This is a genomic window from Neobacillus camarae, assembly GCF_054950115.1.
The window spans coordinates 21,711-43,446 of the sequence record NZ_JBUCKX010000007.1; the positions used below are offsets into that span (position 1 = coordinate 21,711).

16 protein-coding genes are annotated in these 21,736 nt (G+C 42.2%); 9 read left to right on the top strand and 7 right to left on the bottom strand.

The features are described 5' to 3' along the window. The first annotated feature begins 95 nt into the window (after nucleotides 1–95). Both ACY8D0_RS27890 and ACY8D0_RS27895 read left to right on the top strand, forming a co-directional pair. On the top strand, nucleotides 96–293 hold the full coding sequence (locus tag ACY8D0_RS27890) for a sporulation protein Cse60 (protein WP_462413725.1): 198 nt from the start codon (nucleotides 96–98) through the stop codon (nucleotides 291–293). Between the two features lie 127 nt (nucleotides 294–420). Then, entirely contained in the window at nucleotides 421–1,929 is a 1,509-nt protein-coding gene (locus ACY8D0_RS27895) for a class I adenylate-forming enzyme family protein (RefSeq protein WP_462413726.1), read from the top strand. Between the two features lie 224 nt (nucleotides 1,930–2,153). On the opposite strand, the gene ACY8D0_RS27900 is transcribed toward ACY8D0_RS27895, so the two are convergent. Continuing rightward, complete coding sequence (locus tag ACY8D0_RS27900) at nucleotides 2,154–5,582, bottom strand: rhamnogalacturonan lyase family protein (protein WP_462413727.1); 3,429 nt, start codon at nucleotides 5,580–5,582, stop codon at nucleotides 2,154–2,156. A 385-nt stretch (nucleotides 5,583–5,967) separates the two neighbouring features. Here ACY8D0_RS27900 and ACY8D0_RS27905 point away from each other — a divergent pair, with 385 nt between their 5' ends. The 6 genes from ACY8D0_RS27905 to ACY8D0_RS27930 all read left to right on the top strand — a co-directional run bounded on the left by ACY8D0_RS27905 (nucleotide 5,968) and on the right by ACY8D0_RS27930 (nucleotide 13,263). After that, entirely contained in the window at nucleotides 5,968–7,599 is a 1,632-nt protein-coding gene (locus ACY8D0_RS27905) for a sensor histidine kinase (protein WP_462413728.1), read from the top strand. Between the two features lie 338 nt (nucleotides 7,600–7,937). Further along, on the top strand, nucleotides 7,938–8,381 hold the full coding sequence (locus ACY8D0_RS27910; RefSeq protein WP_462413729.1) for a VOC family protein: 444 nt from the start codon (nucleotides 7,938–7,940) through the stop codon (nucleotides 8,379–8,381). Between the two features lie 205 nt (nucleotides 8,382–8,586). Then, nucleotides 8,587–9,450 carry a hypothetical protein gene (locus ACY8D0_RS27915; protein WP_462413730.1) on the top strand — a complete coding sequence of 288 codons (864 nt, stop codon included), beginning with the start codon at nucleotides 8,587–8,589 and terminating at the stop codon, nucleotides 9,448–9,450. 387 nt (nucleotides 9,451–9,837) lie between these two features. Next, nucleotides 9,838–10,818: an NAD(P)-dependent alcohol dehydrogenase gene (locus tag ACY8D0_RS27920; protein WP_462413731.1), complete on the top strand. Its 981-nt coding sequence runs from the start codon at nucleotides 9,838–9,840 to the stop codon at nucleotides 10,816–10,818. A 498-nt stretch (nucleotides 10,819–11,316) separates the two neighbouring features. Continuing rightward, complete coding sequence (locus ACY8D0_RS27925) at nucleotides 11,317–11,979, top strand: response regulator transcription factor (RefSeq protein ID WP_462413732.1); 663 nt, start codon at nucleotides 11,317–11,319, stop codon at nucleotides 11,977–11,979. 159 nt (nucleotides 11,980–12,138) lie between these two features. After that, nucleotides 12,139–13,263 carry a serine hydrolase domain-containing protein gene (locus ACY8D0_RS27930; RefSeq protein ID WP_462413733.1) on the top strand — a complete coding sequence of 375 codons (1,125 nt, stop codon included), beginning with the start codon at nucleotides 12,139–12,141 and terminating at the stop codon, nucleotides 13,261–13,263. Between the two features lie 103 nt (nucleotides 13,264–13,366). Here ACY8D0_RS27930 and ACY8D0_RS27935 read toward each other — a convergent pair whose 3' ends face one another. From ACY8D0_RS27935 to ACY8D0_RS27950, 4 genes are all read right to left on the bottom strand, one after another. Further along, on the bottom strand, nucleotides 13,367–14,824 hold the full coding sequence (locus ACY8D0_RS27935) for a GmrSD restriction endonuclease domain-containing protein (RefSeq protein ID WP_462413734.1): 1,458 nt from the start codon (nucleotides 14,822–14,824) through the stop codon (nucleotides 13,367–13,369). A 490-nt stretch (nucleotides 14,825–15,314) separates the two neighbouring features. Further along, nucleotides 15,315–15,494: a hypothetical protein gene (locus tag ACY8D0_RS27940; RefSeq protein WP_462413735.1), complete on the bottom strand. Its 180-nt coding sequence runs from the start codon at nucleotides 15,492–15,494 to the stop codon at nucleotides 15,315–15,317. A gap of 255 nt (nucleotides 15,495–15,749) precedes the next feature. Further along, the gene (gene mcrC, locus ACY8D0_RS27945; protein ID WP_462413736.1) at nucleotides 15,750–16,787 is read right to left on the bottom strand and encodes a 5-methylcytosine-specific restriction endonuclease system specificity protein McrC; all 1,038 of its coding nucleotides are present in this window, start codon (nucleotides 16,785–16,787) and stop codon (nucleotides 15,750–15,752) included. Then, nucleotides 16,780–18,909, bottom strand: a complete 2,130-nt coding sequence (locus ACY8D0_RS27950) for an AAA family ATPase (RefSeq protein WP_462413737.1) — start codon at nucleotides 18,907–18,909, stop codon at nucleotides 16,780–16,782. The genes mcrC and ACY8D0_RS27950 overlap by 8 nt, the downstream gene beginning before the upstream one ends. A gap of 264 nt (nucleotides 18,910–19,173) precedes the next feature. On the opposite strand from ACY8D0_RS27950, the gene ACY8D0_RS27955 reads away from it, so the two are divergent. Next, on the top strand, nucleotides 19,174–19,860 hold the full coding sequence (locus tag ACY8D0_RS27955) for an N-acetylmannosamine-6-phosphate 2-epimerase (RefSeq protein WP_462413738.1): 687 nt from the start codon (nucleotides 19,174–19,176) through the stop codon (nucleotides 19,858–19,860). A gap of 157 nt (nucleotides 19,861–20,017) precedes the next feature. Here the strand turns inward: ACY8D0_RS27955 and ACY8D0_RS27960 are convergent, their stop codons facing one another. Continuing rightward, the gene (locus ACY8D0_RS27960) at nucleotides 20,018–20,986 is read right to left on the bottom strand and encodes an NAD(P)-dependent alcohol dehydrogenase (RefSeq protein WP_462413739.1); all 969 of its coding nucleotides are present in this window, start codon (nucleotides 20,984–20,986) and stop codon (nucleotides 20,018–20,020) included. Between the two features lie 189 nt (nucleotides 20,987–21,175). Then, a partial coding sequence (locus ACY8D0_RS27965; protein WP_462413740.1) for a Crp/Fnr family transcriptional regulator occupies nucleotides 21,176–21,736 on the bottom strand: 561 nt, incomplete at its 5' end.

A 21,736-nucleotide genomic window follows, 5' to 3' on the forward strand; every position in this document is an offset into this window, starting at 1 on the left:
ATTAAACCTAAAAGGGGTGTCTTAAAGACAACCCTTTTGTTTTAATAGGATTAACTTTATCAAAACTTTAAATTTTATGAAAAGAGGGTGAATAAATGTACGAGGCAAAAGGTTTTCAAAGTACAGACTTTACAGAGCTTATTCGGTTAGTTAATGATTTTCTTGGCTCATTAAAGGAAGGTAAGCTTGTAGATGTTAAATACAATACGGTTCCTCTCGCTGTCAGCTCACATACAGAATATGGAGTAAATCCAGATACAAAATACACCGCCATGATTATATTTAAGAAATAGATGGAAAAGAATAGACAAAATCTATACCTGGAACTGCCGGAATCTTCTTGCTGCATAATATAACTATTGTTGTCAGAATATTAAATCTAGTATAATGATTGCGAACAGACTAAAAGGAGCGTGTACTATGTTTATTTTTGAACAGTTGGCACAACATGCGCAGACACAGCCTGATAAAGTTATCACCACTTTTCAGAACAGGGAAACTACCTACCGGGATTTTTTTCAAAAAGCAATCAATCTAGCAGGCTATTTTCAAGAGAAAGGGTATAAAAAAGAAGACATTATTGCCCTTTACCTGCAGAATTCTGATGATTTTCTTATTGTCTACTATGCATGTCAACTGGGAGGATTTGCAGTGCTTCCCGTCAATACCAAGCTCGCTCCACCTGAAGTAGAATATATTTTTAATCATTCTGAAGCAAAAGCACTCATTTATGATGTACGATTAAAAGACGTTTTCGATCAAATGGAGACTCCGATTGATCGGTTCCAAGACCTTCTTGAGGTGGGAGGCAACGAATCTTTCAGGACGGTCATAGCGGATGATTCGTTTACTTATACTAAACCAGATGTTAAGGAAGAGGATACGGCTGTTATTTTCTACACATCCGGCACAACTGGAAAGCCAAAAGGTGTCATGCTTTCTGCTGGCAACGTCCGGGCAATTGCGAATATTTGGGCCGAGTCTTTGAAAATCGATTCTTCTGACCGCATGCACATCGTCACACCGCTGTTCCATTGCGCAGCCAGCCATTGTTTTTCCATACCCACAATCTTACGGGGCGGAACGGTCGTCGTTGAGGAGGCTTTTTCACCAGAAAAAACGTTGGAAACGATGGAAAGGGAAAAAGCCACCATTTTCTTTGGAGTCCCAGCAATTTACAGCATTCTGCTCAATACCCCAAAACTGGCCCAAACGGACCTATCCAATTTACGTTTATTTACGTATGGTGCCGCGCCAATGCCTTATGAATTGGTGAAAAAAGTGAAAACGCTTTATCCAAATGTAAGAGTCCAAAACTTATATGGCCAAACGGAAAACTCTCCGGGGGCGACCACTCTAAAAGATCATTACGCGCTTGATAAAATCGGCTCTGTGGGAGAGCCGCTCCCTCATACACAAGTAAGGGTTGTGGATTTATACGGGCAGGATGTTCCGGTTGGAGAAGTAGGGGAAATTATTGTAAAGGGTCCCCAGGTCATGAAGGGATATTTGAAAAATGAGGAAGCGACGCGGGATACCATGAAGGATGGCTGGATGTACAGCGGCGACCTGGGCCGATTGGATGAGGATGGATTGTTATACATTGTGGACCGGAAAAAGGACATGATGATCCGCGGCGGGGAAAATGTTTACCCAGTCGAAATTGAGGAAGTTTTATATGCGATGGAAGAAATCCTCGAGGCAGCTGTAGTCGGTGTTCCACATGAGGTATACGGCGAAGTACCAAAAGCGTATGTTGTGTTAAAAGAAGGCAAATCTTTGGCAGAGGAAGACGTCATTTCCTATTGCCGCCAAAAACTAGCTAAATATAAGCTGCCTGCGGAAGTAGAATTCCTTGATTCATTGCCTCGAAATGCTAGCGGAAAGGTGTTAAAGCACACGCTCAAACCAAAAGCTAATGTACTCTAGTACGTTCCATTGATAACAATCCCTATAGGAAAAGAAAAGGTGAACAGTGAATAGGCACTGTTCGCCTTTTCATTCATTGACAACTCAGATCAATATTGTGATTTAAAAAAACCGCACGCCGCGCAACTTCCGCGGCTTTCTTTTTCGCCTGTATAAACGCATCGGAGGGCGGCATCGCGCCGCCCTCCGATTTTTTTGACTGGATTTGCCTCTCTATTGAAGCTTTACTTTATGATGTAGCACTCGCGGACTTGGGTGTTGCCCTTGGTGTCCACATAGACTTCGTACGGGCCGACCACATAGGTGCCGGCGGCGTTGTTGTTGATGATGTAGCTCTCCGTGTAATCCGAAGGGGTCCCGTCCAGATCATTTTCAGTGACCGTGATTGTCAGCGTGTTCCGGTTGCCATCGAGCTTCTGGACCGAAGCCTTGACGGTGGCCGTCTTGGTCGTGACCTGCAGCGGGAGGGATTCCACGCCAGTGTTCACACCATCGCCCGGGGTCACGGTGTAGCTGTACGTGGTACCCTGCTCGAGACCCTTGTCAAGATAGCTCGTGCCGGTGAGTTCACCAATCTTCACGCCATCCCTGTACAGGGTGTAGGAAGTAGCGCCGGAAACTGGTGTCCATTCAATCCCGATTGCATTCGCCGTCACGCTCTTGACACTTACCTGGGTCTTGGCAGAGGCCATCGTTGGGACAGCGATGTCTGTCCTCTTAGTGGGCAACTTTGCCTCGTCGCCCAGATAGAAGCTGGAAAATCCCATTTGATCGTAGCCGGTGTTCTTGTTTGCCACGCCGTTGCGGTACATCGGGTCGTGCATCAGCGTGCGGATGCCGTACTCAGTAGGCGCCAGGGTCGTGACGATGGCCAGACGGTTATTGCTCGCCCGGAGAATGAGCTCCTCGCGCCAGTCTCCAAACATGTCGGCTTTGAGTGTTGGTGTGCTCTTATTGCCGGTCGATGTAAGGCCGGTCGCGAGATATGGGGAGGTCGCGAAGGTCATATCATCAACCGTATTGATAGTGGCACCGCTTACAGCCATAGCCGTCAGGCCGCCGCCGAACCAGATGGCGTACTGGCCGCTGCCTAGGTTTTTGCTGCCGTTCAAGAGCTCACCGGTGACCATGCTTCTGGCACCGTTCTGCGAGTATCCTTGCGCGCCGGGCCATCGGTTAGAAAAGTTTCCGGCCACCGCGCCTTCGGCGTCGCTGCCGGCGTATACGCTGAAGATGAGCGAATTTTCATAGACGATATCGCCTTGTTCGTTCAGCCGCTTGCCCTTCATCGGGTCGTGGGCGTCCGGACCTGGCAGCCAGCCGTACTGTTTGCCGGTGCGTATGTCATCAAGCAAGTGCTCCTCGTTGCCGGACCACATGCGGATGTTGTTGTCCTTGTCAACCGGGAGAAGGGCGCTGCGGTCGCCGTGGCGGAGCGGAGCCCACACGTTCAACGGGTTGTTCCGGATTGCGTCGGTGGCGAACTCAAAGTTGTTAGCAACCGGAGGGATGCTGTTCTGCCCCTCGATTGTTGGCATGATGTCGCCGTTAAGTACCTTTGGCAGAATCATGGTCTTGTCGGCGTTTAGTCCGAGGACCATGGCTTTCATGACGATTTCATCTCGGCCGTCGCCGTTTAGGTCGGCGGATTGGGTCTGATGGTTGCCGCGGTTCTGGTAGTCGTAAGCTGTTCCACCCAGGGCCCAGTACCGCGAGTCAGCTGAATCGAAGCTGGCCTGGAGGTTGACCTTGCCGTTCACGATGTTGAAGGCGGCAAAGGTCGTCCTTGCGTAGTAGCCACGCTGGGAGACGGCGTAGTTGTTAACTCCGTCAAGGGCGGCTACGACACCGAGGTAGCGGTTGGCGCGGTTGCCCTGGGCGTCGCCCCACACGGCCGCTTTCCAAGGATGTTCAAGCCAGTAGGATTCTTTCTCGGCCATTATCTGCGCTTTATAATCACTAGATGAACTGCCAGCGCCTGGGCCAGGGTAGGCCAGATAAGAGAAATTGCCGCGCTGGGTGGCAGGCGTCATGGCCCAGTTCTCTCCGTCTACGCTGCCTTTATAAGGAAACGGATATTTGGCGCTGTCCACGAGCACGCCCTTTCCAGCGTCAGCGTCCCACTTAAAGGCCGAGAAAAACTCTTGGTCGTCCTTGGCTGGGCCGATCGGTCCCACGTGGTAGGTCTTGATCCACCGTTTGACAGACGGGTCATTAACTCCGTCATTGCCGCCTACGGCGATCGGGCTGCGGTAGGAGATAGTGAAACTGTTAAGAAGCGACCAGTAGGTGTCGAGTGCCTTTTCGTTGCCAGTGGCGAAATATTCCTTAAACTTGTCCGTAGTGGCGTTCAAGCCGTCCTCGCCGCCCACGACGGTTTTTAGTGTGTCAGGATAGATGACGGACTGCGACTTTTCGTCCCAGTTGCCGATACGTGTGCCTAGGGCGGTCTTGAGCATCAGCTCGGCTTTGCCGTCCCCGTCAAAGTCTTGGCTGAACAGGGTGGTTTCGTGGTCGTTGCCTGCTCTTACGTTATAACCCATGTCGACGCGGAACAGCAGGGTGCCATCTAGCTTGTACACATCTATGTACTCGGGGGCTGTCGTGGTGTTACTGCCAGCATATATTGGTTCGGAATACATGGGGTCTTGCTGAGTGCTGCGCCACTTAACGACGATCTCATATTCGCCGTCGCCGTCAAAATCGCCCACCGTCATGTCATGGGTAGAGTAGGCGCTGCTTTGCGACGTATAGATCTCGCCGGTGCTGGTTTTTGCGTAGGGGAGCTTAGTGCCGCTATCCAGTTCCTCGACGTACTTTATGAACTTGGCTTCCAGCTCGGCGTACAGGGCGTCGCTGATGATCCCGTCGTTCCCGAGGGAATGGGCCGGCTGCCAGGTTTCATGATTGTATCCGTTGAGCTTGTCCACCCAACCGCTCAAATCTGCCACGCTGACCGGGGTCTTGTTGTCATGGGGCTCACGGAAAGCCCTGAGTAAATCCATGTCGACGACGTACCAGTTCTGTCCTCCCGTACCGGGGATAACCATTTCATCCTGTTTCAGATTGGTGCCTGGGCCGAACCTATGGCCGCGGTAGGTGAAGTGTGCGAGCGGCACTGGGTCCGGGGCCGGCTTCATCGGAATATATTGCACGGCGCCTCTGCCCGCCTGACCCGAGCTTCCTGCAAGGGCCGACAGCATGGGTACGGACATGCCTTGCCTCAACCCCTCAACACCGTTGATGACCGGTGCTACCTCATAGATGGAAGTGACGAGGCCATCCGGGTCATTGTAGTTGGACGGGGTGACGTTTTCTTTGACAATGCCGGGGTTTGTCTCGTAGTTGCTCTCGGGCTGTACATCCCGGGGCGTGATGGTGGCAATTTTTACAAAGTCGGCGTCTCCGTCTTTTCGGTAGACGTTCCAGGAGAGGCCATCAGGCTCGTCTCCCAGGAAGCGCCAGCTCAGGAATACTCCGTCTTGGACCTGGGCGGCGACCAGGCCGCGTGTCAGGTACTCCATCGGGCGCAGACTGGACGACTTGCCATCTGCCGCAGCCGATGACGATGCCGGGGAGCTGAAGACGACCAGGGACAGGCACATGGCCAGGACCATGGTCAGGGATACGAGTTTGTGCTGGGTCTTTCGCATTTTTTGTTTTCCTCCTTTAATAGATTTGAATTGTCGGGGGTGTTGGTTTGTATATGTTGCATAAATTCCCGACGATAGTACAAGCATATTATACAAATTTTATTCCTAATAATGTGAATTTTTGGAATAAATAATTATAAAGTCCTGCACATACTGAAATAACCATTTACTTTTGTTTTTCACTTTGCCTATCCATATCTCCATACCGTAGCGGTGGTGATGTTCCTAGCAGCTTATTAAGCTAGGAATCTTCTCCAAGGCTTTTTTTCAGTATTATATTGACCCTAGGCCTTTGGTAATAGGATAATTATGGTAGCCAAATATGTATGTGTGACTGGATTGATTTGCATCTATTCCGATGCTAATAAGTTCGGAGGAATATACCATGAAAAGAAGCGGGGAATACTTTCAGTTTTCTATCGTACAACGGACCATCCTCTTATCCACGATCAGCATCATCCTGATTGGAACCGTGCTCACCGCCGCCAGCTACTATATCCAAGGGAAACTCATGTCTGAAAATCTGGATAAGCAGGCTCGGGGAGTGGCGCAAATGGCTTTTAGCCGTTTTGACTTAAAGGATATTAAGGAAATCGAAACCAATCACGAGTTAGATTCCGATGTTCATCAAAGAATTTTAAAGGAACTCACAGAAATAACAAAGGAAAATCCCAATATTGCACAGGTTGTCATTGTGGATATTGGAGTAAATGAAAAAGACCAATCGATGGCATTGGCCATACATCAAAACTACTTGGATATTGGCATGAGACCCGGGGACTTAGTGGAACAGCATCCTACTTTTGTAAAGTTGTACAAGGAAATTGCGCGGACAGGGGAAACGAGAAGTTCCGGGATTTATCGGGATATGCTTGGTGAATGGTCCAGTATTTTAATTCCCTTTAAGGATGAGAACGGAAAAGTCATCGCCATGTTTGTCATGGATATGAGTGCCAGTAAAATAAGGGAAGACCAGCTAAAGGTTTTAACCCGGCTGGTTACTGCTTTTGCCGTATTACTTCTATTCTTCATTACCATTCAAACGCTTGCCCTAAAAAGAACCTTGTCTCCACTTAAACTTTTACTCAACGCCGTAAAGGAATTAGGGCAGGGAAACTTCAGTATCCGTCTTAAAATCAACAGAAAAGATGATTTAGGGAAGTTGGCCGAAGGTTTCAATACGGCAGTTACCAACATAAAGAGCTTAATTAGCAAAGTTATTACTACTGCCCATCAAATCAGTGAAGAACCGCATAAAATCGAACAACCATCAGAAGAAGACCATCTTACACCGGATGAATTCATTCAAACAGCCATCCAACAGATGAATACGATTGAGGACAATTATTCTAACCTGAAAGTGTTTTCTAGAACGTTAGAACAATATTCTAACAGGATTGAAGAATTAACCCTGCTGGAAGAAAGAAGAAGGCTATCGAAAGATATGCATGATACCGTCGGTCATGTCTTTACAGCCATTATTACCAGTCTGGATGCACTCCCCTTTATTACAGACAAGGAAGAAGCCAATCAATACATTAAGGAACTATCCAATTTAGCTCGAAAAGGGCTTACCGATTTGCGTCATACGATCCACACCTTACCTGTAGAAGAAAAAGAGCAAACTTTCTTGGAGAGCTGTACAGATCTAGTGGATGAATTTATTAAGCATACAGGAACAAAGGTGGAGATCCATACAGAAGGACAGGAGCCTACGTTGGGATACTTGGTACGTTCTTCTTTATTCCGTTGCCTTCAGGAGTCTTTGACCAATGCTGTAAGACATGGTCATGCCACAGAAATCTATCTATCTATTCAGTTTTTAGATGACGCGATTCAAATGCAGATAACCGACAACGGAACTGGGACGGATGAGCTCAAATACGGCTTTGGCTTGAACTCCATGTCTGACAGGATGTTGACCGTAGGAGGAACTTTCAAAATTCAGTCCTCACAAAAAATGGGAACTACGGTGACATGCATGGTTCCGTTGCCGAAACTGTTAAATATTGAATGACCCAAACATATCTATACTGTGTGTTAAACCATTTGTGGAATTATAGGAAAATGCACCCCAAATTGTAGGAATTCAACAGCCATTGGATCCTACAATTTTCACCTCCATTGGACTAGCAAATTGTCTTACAAAAAAAGCTAAGAAGCACATTTTAATTGAATATATATGTTAAGAAAAATGAAGTTTGTGAAAAAAAGTACTCACACTAATGGGGAAGATTAATTATTCTATCGTTTTTGAACAATTATTACAAAAACAAAGGAGGAAATTGTTGTAATTTATAGAAATAATAATCTTGCCTATACAGCTAATAACTTCGCTTTAGGGAGTGAAAATGATTGGAAGCAAGCCAACAAAAAAAAGCAAAATTAGGGAAAACCATTCAAGTCCGCTTAGTCTCCGATTTGAAAAAATCGCAGGAATACTACCGGAATGTACTTGGATGTAAAGTTGATGATTGGGGACATGCAGAACGAGATGGAATGACTATTATTCTCCAACAATCGAACTCCCCAGAAGATGTGCAGCCAAACGCGATATCAAAAAGCCGTTCAGATTATCCAACCGATTGGAAAGGTCCTGAATTCGGATGGGATACGTTTATTCACGTTAGTTGGGATGATTTGGACTCTCTAGTTGAAGAAGTTCGACGGAATGGTGGAAATATTGGAGTCGAGCCCTTTACGGATACACATGGCAAATGGGAGTTTAAAAATACCTGTATAAAAGACCCCGATGGATATAATATCGTATTAGGTTCAATGCGAGAAATTCAGCAATAATTTACTATTCGTTTACTTATCTTTAAATATAAAATCATATTATCTTTATAAACGGAAGCGATTCTTCAATAAACGAAGAATCGCTTTTACCTTATTTAAGTACCATTTTATAAATTTAATTGGACAAGTCTGGACAAGTGTACAAGCGTTTCTAACAATTATTTGTATTATGTATATGAAGTAATTAGAAAGGGGAAATGAATGAGTGGCTACGTTTAGTGATATTACAGTCACACAAAATTTAACAGTGAATGGGAATACTCAATTAGGCAATTCATCTGTAGACACAGTTAATGTAGCAGGAAGTGAAACGGTACAAGGGAATCTAACAGTGAATGGGAATACTCAATTAGGCAATTCATCTGTAGACACAGTTAATGTAGCAGGAAGTGAAACGGTACAAGGGAATCTAACAGTGAATGGAAATATTCAATTAGGGAATTCCATATCAGATACCGTTAATCTAGCAGGAAGTGAAACGGTACAAGGAAATTTAACAGTGAATGGAAATACTCAATTAGGGAATTCCATATCAGATACCGTTAATGTAGCAGGAAGTGAAACAGTACAAGGGAATTTTACGGTGCAGGGTAACACACAGTTAGGTAATGCATTGACAGATACTGTAACAGTAGCTGGAAATACAGCCATACAAGGTGATTTAACGGTCAATGGAAATTTAAATGCGGAAATAGTGATTGATAATTTAACAACTAGTGGCGATTTTACTGTGGGTGGCGAATTACAAGTGAACGGAGCCTTTGAGGCACTATCGAATACCCTCTTTTTTGGCACAAATAACATTTTTAACAACCATGTTTTTGTTGGCCAGCATTTAGAGGTAGTTCCAGAAAGTGACGTAATCGGTAGTGGAAGTCTCCGAGCAGGCACTTTGGATTTAGCTGGTTATTTAGGTGGACAGGTTGTACCTACTGTTACTTTAATTGTGGGACATGGGCATATCGAGATGAGGGGTGCTGGTCATGGGATCATACTAACAGCACCAAATAATACCCATTGGCTATTAACAGTTGATAATAGTGGGAATCTTACAACAACACCTGTGTAGTAGTAATAAGTTATTTGAAGAACAAAAGGGATAGATAAAGCAAATATTTTCTTCTTTTTATCTATTCTTTTTTTGCACATAAGCTGTGTTTAACCTATTCAATAATAAATCCAAGATTGTGAAGAATTGTAATTAAAATAACAGGGGCTTGAGTTAAAGAGGATGATCGTAGCGGCGGTCATTTTTTTGTTGAACAAACGGGTCAGGTTACTTGAAGAAGGAATTAACAAAATTAGGGAGAAGTATACAATATTCCACATATATATTAGTCTGTAAAGTTAATCTTCTAAAAACAAATACCCCTTATAACTTCATTAAAATAAGTAAGGTAATAAAGGCAGAACTGAATGAATTTTTTATCAAAACTCAAATGTGAAGGAGAACCCAATGAAAGCAATGATATACAATAAATACGGAACGACTAACGTTCTTAACCTAAAAGAACTAGAAATACCTGCTCTAAAACAAAATGAAGTATTAGTAAAGATTCATGCAGCTTCTGTAAATTCTTGGGACTGGGATCTCCTTAGAGGTAAACCATTCCTGAATCGCCTTGGTGGTCTTCTAAAACCAAAATACAAAATCCTGGGTGCGGATATAGCAGGAAAGGTTGAAGCAATTGGTAAAGAAGTCAATCATATCTCTGTAGGGGATGAGGTATTTGGTGACATATCCTGGTGTGGTTGGGGTGGGTTTGCGGAATATGTAAGTGTGAATGCAGAGGCATTAACGTTAAAGCCAGCCCGTATGACATTTGATGAGGCTGCTGCGATACCACAAGCGGGAGTTTTAGCTCTACAGGGGCTTCGTGACATAGGACAGATTCATGAAGCTAAAAAAGTCTTAATTAATGGTGCAGGTGGAGGCGTTGGGACTTTCGCATTGCAAATTGCCAAATTATATGGAGCTGAAGTAACTTGTGTGGACAGTAAGAAAAAATTAGATACTCTTAAGTCCATTGGTGCAGACCATGTTATTGATTATACTGAAGAAGATTTCACAAAAAAAGGAAAGTTTTATGATTTGATTCTCGATGTTGTAGGAACTCGTTCTATTTTCGACTACAAGCGGGTACTAAATCCTAAAGGAAGATATGTTATGATTGGAGGCTCCACGTCTCGAATCTTGCAACTGTTGATACTGGGGCCTATGATTTTTAAAGCTGAAAGTAAAAAAATGGCTCTTCTTATTCATAAACCTAACAAAAATGACCAAAATTTTTTAAAGGAACTTTTCGTTGCTGGTAAACTTGTACCTATTATAGATAGACGATACTCGTTACATCAGGTTGAAGAGGCTATTCTTCATCTTGGCGAAGGTAACGTCAAGGGCAAGGTGGTCGTCTGCATGGCAAATAATCAGACTTAATCAAAAATACTATGGAATTTATTAAAAGTGTTACCAGTCCTAGCAAAGAAAATTTGTGAACTATTGGCTTAAAGCAACGGCCGCGTTCGTTAAACAAGCTGTCAAAAATGGATGTTAAAATGGCTCAGTTTAGTGTACTGAGCCATTTTTAATTTTCCTTTGCAAATACAGAAACTATAAGGCAGTACAAATTGGACTTCAATTTTGATTGCAAAATTACCTATTTGCGATAGGAAAACGGAACTCGTTAGTTTCACCTCTCTTTTTTGGTGTGTTTGTATTTTTTTAGACCAATTTTATGACCTTCAGCCACTTTAGGATGTGACTTTTCGTTGTTATTGTATCGATGTGAGGAAAATGATAAAAACGTTATTCGATGAATACGAAATCTCTATTCTAGCTAGTAATGGTTTGGATAAAGCAAGAGAAGCATACCTCATCACCTAAGGATTCGAAAACTCAATGTTTCATCCCGTTTATGAAGGAAGTGTCAGGAGTATGATTAAGACGATTATTGCAGAAGACCAAGAGCTGATCCGGAAAAGTATGAAGATTGTTTTGGAAAGCATTTCAGATATTCGTATTGTTGGGTTGGCTGCCAATGGTAAAGAAGCGATTGCCTTGTGTGAAAAAGAAAACCCCGAAATGGTATTAATGGATATCCAAATGCCAGAGATGGATGGGGTCAAGGCAACAGAAGAAATCAAAAGGCGCCTGCCACATATAAAAGTCATCATTTTGACTACCTTTCAAGATATTCACTATGTGTTCGATGCTCTACATGCTGGCGCTGAAGGGTATATTTTGAAAGCAGTGGACCCACAGTTTTTAGTCAAGGGGATTCAGATGGTTTATCATGGTGGTTCCCTGATCCCAAAAGAACTGGCAAAAGAGGTTTTTCAATCCTTTCATCCCGGTGTGAAAGAGGGCTTAGTCGAGCCATCAACTGCGGTTGAAACCTATGAATTAAATCAGCAGGAACGAAAGGTTTTATACTATTTGGCTCAAGGGCTTTCCAATAAAGCCATTTCAGAAAGAATGTTTTTGTCACTGGGGACCGTAAAAAACTATATTTCCACTATTTATTCGAAATTAGATGTTAAAAACCGGCCGTCCGCGATTATGAAAGCGATGAATGAAAAAATAGTAAAGGAAAAATAGCGTAGAAATCCCTCTGGAATAGAGGGTTTTTTTGTGGCCCGATCCGTGCGGTGCCGGATAATGTGACTTTTTGACAGCCCGAATTAGCCATTGTTCACTATTCGCTATGACTATAAATGTTTATTGTTTAGGTATCGTGAATCCAGGGAGGCAGGACAAATGAAGAAATTTTTAAAAATAACGGGGTTTTTATTGGTTGCATTAATGGGTTTGGGAGGGGCTGCGGCTTTGGCCACGAGCACGACTCACTCCGATCTTAAGGGGAATAGGCAGCAGCGAGTAGAAAAGTATGTGGAGACCTATGTAAAAGGTGAACAATTCAGCGGAACGATTCTTGTAACTCAAAAAGGCAAGATTATTTTCAATCAATCCTATGGAATGGCGGATAAAGAAAATCAAATCCCTTTTTCGAATGACATCTTGTTTCCAGTTGGGTCTATGACAAAATCCATGACGGCCATTTCTATATTACAGCTAGAAGAGCAAGGGAAGCTGTCTGTGAAAGATCCATTGTCGAACTATTTTCCGGATCTTCCAAATAGTGATAAGGTCACGCTAAGTCATTTGTTAAATCATACTTCCGGGTATGTTGATTTTTTAGAAACTCCAAAGATCAGGAAAAATTTCACGAAAGCCCATACCTATGAAGAAATTATCAGCAGTTTTGCTTCCGAACCTCTTGAATCTGAACCTGGGGAGAAATTTGCCTATATCAATTCGGGATATTACTTGCTGGGAAAAATCATTGAAATGGTTTCAGGTGTGGATTATGCTTCCTATTTGGAGAAGAATATTTTTGAAAAAGCAGGACTGGGTGATACCATCATTATGAACGAAGAAAATATGAAAAAAGTGATGGTTAAGGGATACGAAGAAGGGAAGTTGGTGGAACAAATTCATCCATCATTGTTAATGGCTTCAGGTAATGTTTTATCAACAAAAGCAGATATGGCCAACTATTTGTCAGCGATTGAGCAAAATATCCTGCTATCACCTGAACAAAAAGAAAAAATGATGACTTCTACTATTAAAGTGAATCCATTCGGAATAGGGTATGGGTATGGTTGGTATGTATCGGATGGAATCATCTCCTTTAACGAGAGAGAATTTGCACATGGCGGTTCCTTGCCAGGCTTAAGAGTAGGGGGCAGCCATTATCCGGATCAGGACCTATCCATCATCATTTTCAGCAATATCGGTTCAGAATGGAACTATGCGGAACTCATGAATGGGATTGCCTCCATCCTATTGGACAAAAGACAATGGTTCATCCACAACCTTTAAGAATCCGTGCCTAATCATAAGAAAAAATCCACCTTGAGTTTTGGCTAACCAGGGTGGATTATCCGTAACATAGTAGTTTAGTATAATCAATGATGAATAAAGTCTAGTATTTTCCATTCTTTCTTCGATTGCAATCAATATGCATGAGTTTGGCATTTTCCGGTATGGTTTCACCACCACGCCAGTATGGATTATCATGATCAACAACAGAATCATCAATATGGTGAATCCTTTGATGACATAATTTGCAGGTTGGATCCGATTTGTAAAGTTCCTCCTTTAATTGGTAACTGAAACTTCTTGGCTGTTTTTTATGGCCAACAATGGATTGCAATTCCGCATTCCATAAATTAAACCGGTATTGGACATTTAGTTTTAATAATGTACCATCCTGCGGTAAAAATTTCCGATCATTTAGGATAAGCTGAATAAGTGCTTCACGGATGGAGTCACTATAAGGTATAATTTGGGATTTTTCGTATTGGGCAAAGCTTACCATGATGAGGTCGAAAAGTACTTTGTTCAGTTTTGTCCATTGTAACTGGCCGTGACTATTGATTGTAACCGACCTGAATGCCCGGTTCCCAAAAACGGTAAAAGCTAGTTGCAGGCTATCATTGAATTTTTTTTGATAGTTTTTAAATATGCTTTCCCGTTCAGGCTCTTCAAGATTATCAAAAAATATCTTTTTTTCTTTCATATGGGCATTCAAAAAACGTTTTAAGCTGCCAGGATAGTTGGATAAAGTACCCAAATGGAAAGCTAGAAATCTAATGACCATTTCTGTGTTTTCCATCCGTTTCGGGACGTTGCCCCCAAACATCAGATTAACTAAAAGCTTTGATTTGGCCAGTTTCTTAATAAATTCATTGTAATAGCCTCTATATATGCAATTTCTTAACTCTTGATCGTTTAAATTGGCTGCCCCACTGTTAATCCGTTCGAAAATCTCGAATTTTACTTCCTCATCAGAGTCTCCGGATATTTTTATTACAGAAAAAGGGTATCTATTAATTTTTAGCTGGTAAACTCTATCCAATTGTTTAAACGTCTTTCCGTTTAATTCATGAAAAATTTTTAAACCGGAAAGGGGAAATTTACCATCGATATACTCGAAGACCGAGGTGATTCTTTGCTGGCCATCCACAACTAGCTCGGTTCCACTGTCTTTGTCTTCGGCAGTAAAGATTAACGGAATCGGGACGTTAAGCAGGATGGACTCTATTAATAGCGATGCTTTTTTGTCATTCCAAACGTAATTTCGTTGAAAAATAGGCTGTTTCTCCAAAATACCGTCAGATTCATCCGCTTTTAAATCTCGTATTCTGCGTTCCGATCGATTAAAATCGACTTTTCTCCCTATAATAAAGGACACAGGGTCATCATCCTGTTCCTCCTCATCGTCCACGAATTCATTATTATCATCTTCCATTGTCTCATCATCGTACTGTTCGCTTTCCGATTTTTCTATTTTATCATCATTTTCTGGAAGTGTCCGAGTGGGGGAGTTACCCACGCTTTCAATATTTTCGAATAGACTAATTTGTTTATACTCTTTCATCAAAAATAACCCCCGATATGGAATGTTGTACAATAAATCTACCATGTTACAAATTTGCCGAAATACCAATAATTCCTTCGTTTTTCGTTAGACAATAAATGACAGTGTTTGCATATATGAAATAGAATGACCATCCAAAGGTGCTCAAATTGGGATTCTGGATGGTTCACCGTCCAAATACAATATTCTTGAGTTGAAACTGAGAAGGGGGACAGTTGGAAATTTTGCTATCCGCTATTCTTTGATTGCCAAAGTTGCCCAACTAAAGCCGGTTAACATGCCGATTTTATCGTGCTGGACCAGGATATTCTAAAGATTCATCCTGAGAAGATAGATGAAGTGAAGGTGGTGGTGACCTACCTTAATGGGGAAAAGGATCTACTCCTATTAGTTCAGTGAATGTACAGCAAAATATGTAAAGTAAGATGACTATCCATTTGCACCGTATTTGCGGTGCTTTTTGTTTATAAAAAACAGCCCAGTCATTTCTTCACGAAGGTTTGTTTTTATTGGACTTATTTTTTAAAAAAGAAGCAACAGCAATACCAACAAATCCACCCACAAGTACAGTAGCTAAGTTGTCCCACTCAAAATTACCTTTGAAAATACCAATTATAATAAACCAAACTATAGCACTGATGCTGAACCACATAAAAAATTTTTTATCCAATAGGAGACCACCTTTCTCGAATATTTACCGAATCTTATTCCATATTAGTCCAAAAATTTCCTTCTAGAACTAACTTTTGCGGTAAATTGGGGGGCATTTTCCAATACAATTTTTGGGCAATTTCGGCTTTATATCCATAGAAAAGGAGTACCAAATTCATATACAATTTGGGACTCCTCTTGTTACATGGTTAATGTTAACGAAAGGTAACGGAACATGCTACCTGTACAGCCTGATCCTTTTTTCATAGTATTTTCATATCTCACTCATCAGGGCAGCTACCGCGTTTAGCTGGTTCACAATGCCTGACCAGTCTGCGTCAAGGTCGAGCGTTTTCACACTTATCCTGTTACCGCCTATCTGATAATCATGATCCGGTGTTATTTCTTCCTCTGTTTTGGCATACAGCAGGACGCCACTTACATTTCCAGAACCCGTCCGATCCTTGTTTTTTACATACGTAAAAATTTGATAAAGGTTGGCGGAACTAATCGATTTCGTTTGAAACATCGTGTTGGTCTTTAGAGTTTCTCCGTAATACTTGGCATCCATAATCAAGGTTTTCCCGCCAAAGGTAAGGGTAATGTCCGATTTCATGGCCGGCAGAAAATCGGTCATCCCATCATCCACGTTCCATTCAATGTAAGAGGCATTTGCCCGGTACTGCGGATATTCTTTCTTGAAATACCCGAGAAGAAATTTCTCATATAGACGGGACATCTGCTGGTCGTCCAGAAATTCTCTCATTCTAAATTCTCCGGTATCAGTGGTCATTAAAAGTCCCTTAATAACCAGCTGACAAACATTGATTAACATTTTGTAAGAAGAATTGTTCCGGTGATAGGTGATACCGCTCCAGTTGATGGAGGAAGGATGGACCGTGTCGATGTTTCCAAAATAAAGCAGCAGTTTCCGTAAATCCTTCCTTTGCTCCTTTTTTATCTTCCCGTTTCTTAGCAGGAACAGCATGGTGGTTTTCAGGATTTGGTTTAACATGGTGTTCGGCGAAAATTCATCGAAATGGCAAACCATCCGTTGCCGCAGCAAGGTATTTTGCTTCACAGAATTGGTTACGTCAATTTTCCCGCGTAAATTTCCTGTGGATTCCGTTTGCGTCAGATAATCGCGGTTCAACCCGCGTTTGATTTGGTTGGCGACACCCCGAATCAGGATGGCGGCCATAAGATCATGAATATTTTCGAATTCTTCCCCCTGGATGTCTTTATAACCGGCTTCGTTCAGCGTTTGGTAAGCATAAGCCAGCATATAATAGATATTCTTGATTTTAATCACGAAGGGCACCACGCAATTGATTCATCCAATGTTCCACCTTGGAGGGTTCGTCAAACCAGTATTCTTGGATAAGCGGAATCAGTTCATATTCAATTAAGCTTGACAGCCACTCATCATTGATTTCCTCCTCTGTGGAGAAGTAGCTGTGTCCGATTCGGAACCCGGTGCCAAGCGAGATATCTTCGGCAATTTCCCGGTTTAGCGTCATCACGGTCTGTATTAAAGAATCAAACTTCTTATTGGCCACGATTTCTTGATACTGTTGAAACCCGACACTCTCAAAAGCGGGTTCAAATTCAAAAAATGCGAACCGGCGCCTTAAGGCATAGTCAATCATCGCAAGGCTCCGATCGGCGGTGTTCATCATGCCTATGATGTAGACGTTCTCGGGGACAGAAAATTGTTCATCCGCATACAACAGGCGGATATCCTTTCCGCGCTTATCCGTTTCGATTAACATTAATAATTCGCCAAAAATCTTGCTGAGGTTTCCCCGATTGATTTCATCGATGATAAAAAAGTAGGGACGGTCATCGGGCTCAGCTCTCTTGCAGAATTGATAAAATGGCCCATTGGACAAGGAAAATCCTTTTTCAGTGGGGCGGTAACCCATAATAAAATCTTCATAGCTATAACTTTGATGGAATTGCACAAGCATCACCCGGCTTGTATCTTTTTCTCCCATGATTGAATAGGCGAGGCGTTCCGCTGCAAAGGTTTTGCCCACTCCGGGTACACCCATTAGGATCAGGTTTTTCTTTCTGAGAAGAAGATTCTTCAGCGTATTATATTTTTCTTCATTGATATAGACTTCGGATAAAAAGTCAGCAGCGGTATAAACGTCGTATTTTGAGGCTTCCTCTTCTGTCGAGATGTCCTCATCTGACGATTCCACGAACATATTTTCCAGTTTCTTATAATAGTCGGTATAAGGGGTGATATCGGTCAGGGTCTTCGCGACAATTTGTCCTTCATGATCCCATTCACCCTTGTGGGTCCAGTGGACTTTGCGAATGTTGTTATACACATCTCTTGTTTTGTCATACTCATAGTCTGAAGCGACAATACCTCGGCCAATCACTTTTTTCAGGCCTTTTTTGACGATAATCACGTCACCAATGTTCATTTCATTGGCAAATTGCCAGGTGGCATGCCCGGCATTCGTATAGGTATAGTCGTTGCCATAGAGTTCCTTCATTTTCTCCTTCATGGCTTCTTTTGATGGGTATTGTTTCAGGTCCCCAAGTTCTTCCCAGCCAATTCCCATAATCCCTTTTTCGTAAAACTCCTCCCAAAACCGGGAACCTTCACCGGGGGCATAAATCCAATATCGTTTTTTGCGGTCGCCTGTGCTTGGGCTGGCGGTTACCTGTTTTGGCTCAAAAGTGCCGTTGATGATACTTTCAATCACCTCGTTTTCTTCCTTTGTCACCCGAAAATTGGTTGCACCCGGATAAGTTAAGATTTCCATTCGTTTGGTTCTGTCATCGGAAAGTAACGTGGTTCTTTTGACTATTTTGTCCGTGAGTTTCTTTTGAAGCTTGATTTCAACAGCCAAATGGGGCTCGCTGTTTAAGGTCTCATTCCGATTAAAAGGATCATCCAAATCTGGAGGGGTCATTACGGGATCAGTCAGTATGATGCCGCTGGCCATAATGCCGCCATCGGATCCGGAAAGCCAGATATAGGCTTTGTCATCCTTTTTGATTTGCTTTGTATATTGATTAACCGACCAAGTGAGCGTATCAGAATGGTTGACGGCCCCGATTATGTCATAGTATTTCGGATTTCCTTGGAAAATCCAACAGGAGGGTTCTTCGTGCTCCATCAGAAATCTCCCATATAAGATGAGGGCATTCGAATACGCTCTATTGCCGGCCGCAATATCTACTTCATGAAAATTGGGTGCTGAAGTGATCACGGCATGTAAATCACTAAATTCATCTGAAGAAGTAATCGTAAATATATCGGACGGCACATTCTGAACGTTTAATTTCGCAGTGGCATTTTTAAGTGCCGTTGTATAAGCATTGATTGTAGCTGGTTTGTATAGTTCCCCATTTGTTTTTCTTTGCCGGCGCATCCAGTTTTGGAAAGCTGTCTTTAAGTAGGTTTCATTCATTTTTTAAATTCCTCTTCTTTTGCAATTTTTGGTAGCGTATGTATGTATTTTTTGGATAATGAACTCTTACTATTTTACCAAAATTTAGTGAGGTTGGAGAACAGGGATAAAATTTTTTGAAAGGAACCATGGATCAACATAAGAAGTAAATGATTTATGATGTTGTTCCATTATGATATATTTTAATAGTTTGTACGAACATACTAATCCTAAGGTAGATAGAGCAGTGCAAGTGTAAATTTTTCAATGTGGAGATGTTTTTAAATGAAAACCAATAAAGTATTGGAACAGTTAAAAGGAAAACTGATTGTTTCTTGTCAAGCATTGCCGGAAGAGCCGCTTCATAGTCCATTTATTATGGGGAGAATGGCTTATGCGGCCATGTTGGGTGGTGCTGCCGGGATAAGGGCCAATAGTGTGGAAGATATCAAAGAAATCAAAAAAACGGTGGATTTACCGATTATCGGCATTATCAAACGGGATATGGAAGGATCCGATGTGTTTATTACTCCAACCCTAGAAGAAATCGAGCTCCTCTATCAAGAAGGAGTAGATATTCTTGCATTAGATGCCACTTCAAGGATAAGGCCAGACGGAAAAACAATTCAGGAGGTTTTTCCTCTTGTACGGGAAAAGTATCCTAACCAGCTCTTTATGGCCGATTGCTCAACTTTTGAGGAAGCCAAATTAGCCTATGAATTAGGTTTCGATTGTGTCGGAACCACTTTAATTGGTTATACCGACTACACAAAAGGTCATCAGGTACCAGACCTTGATTTAATTGAAAAAATGGCAAAAGAAATTCCGGTTCCCGTCATTGCAGAGGGCGGTATCTGGTCGCCTGAGGAATTAAAGGCTGTATTTGACCATGGGGCGTATACGGCAGTGGTGGGATCTGCTATTACTAGACCAATGGAGATAACCAAGAGGTTTGTTGAAGCGATTCGTTAATGTTTGTGGACGGTTCGGCAAGAAATTCTTAAGCTCTTTTTCTGTACCAACAACTATAAAAACAAATATTAAAGCAATGCGTTTCGCAGAGGAAATCGCATTGCTTTTTCATTGATAATCAACATTTAAGTTGGTAAGAGGGGATGTCCGTTTAAAATTAAACCGAAATGACCACTTTGCCTTGAGCGTGACCTTCCTGAAAATATTTAAAGGCTTCAGTTATTTCATGTAACTTATACCGTTTATCAATTATTGGTTTTATTTTTCCAGTTTCCAGCAGTTCTTTTACATGATTTAAATCTTGTTGGTTTGCTCTCTGTAACAGGTTACCTATTTTCTTGTTTCCAGTCATTGAAATAAAAGGTCCAAGAAATAGTGTTTGATACAGTTGAGATTCGGAACCGCCTACGTGAATAAATTTCCCATTTGGTTTTAGTACACGTTCATAAGCTGAAATGGAATTAGATCCATTGACTCCAAGAATCAGATCATAACGCTTCACATTTTGGGTAAAATCCTCTTTTGTATAATCCATGATATGGTCGGCTCCAATTGAACGCAATATTTCTACATTTCTTGTACTACATACACCTGTAACTTCAGCCCCAAATGATTTGGCAATTTGTACCGCAAACGTTCCGACACCGCCAGATGCCCCATAGATTAATACTTTTTGTCCCGATTGAATCTTACCTTTATCACGTAGTCCTTGTAAGGCAGTTACACCTGCCATAGGTGTTGCTGCAGCTTCCTCGAAGGAGATATTGGCTGGCTTTAAGGCTAAAGCCTGTTCAGGTACAGTTACATATTCAGCAAAACCGCCCCAGCCAAAAACAGAGAGGTCGCCAAATACTTCATCACCTACTTGAAATAGCTTAACGTCATTACCAACCGCTTCGATTGTACCCGCTATGTCACCTCCTGGTATGGCGTATTTTGGTCGTATAAGTCCGAAGGCAAAGCGGGCTAAGAAAGGTTTTCCACTCAAAAGAACCAAGTTCCCGAAGTTTATGGAGGCTGAATGAACTTTTACTAATACTTGATTCTCGGTGGGTACTGGTTTTTCTACCTCTTTTAATTCAAGGACATCCGGTGAACCATATTTATCACAAACGATGGCTTTCATAAATAACCACTCCAATTTTCTTAAAAATGAAAGGCTTAGATTTTCCTTGCTTTGAATTTATTTAATCGTAACAAGGGGATTAAAACCTTTCATTGACTTAAGTTAATGTCTAGAGACTTTAGCGTTTTTTATTTGGTTATTTGGATGCTGTTTTAAAGGAGAGAGAAATGTGGATTATAACTATTAAAATTAACTTTTCTTCATTCGCTTTTTGATTCTACTTAATGACTCAGGGGTGATTCCAAGATAACTAGCCAATTGATGCTGTGGTACCCGGTCAACTAACTGGGGCCGTTTCGTTAGGATGGTTTCGTAGCGCTCTTCAGGAGAAGAATTGATAAATTCTCCGAATTGTTCCTGTATTTCACCAAGGGATATCTCCATCATTTTACGTACCATGGTTTCCAGTTGTGGGTATTGGCTAAACATTGTTTTTTCAGAATCAACTTCGCCAACCACTAATAGGCAATCTTCGACACACACTAATGAATACTTTGATACATCATTTCTTTTCTGGTCGTTGATAATGGGAATCGCTTGCTCTTCGGTAAAAAAATTGGATGTTACCTCCTTACCTGATTCATCTACAAAAAACTGCCTGACACACCCCTTTATTACAAAATAGCATTTAATGGTGGAGTGTTCTCCTTGTCTAAGGAGGTATTTTCCTTTTTTCAATTCATCCATTCGTAAAGATTCGAAGATGGCTTGCTGTTCCTCTTCGCTAAGTGAAGTTAATCCCGACATATA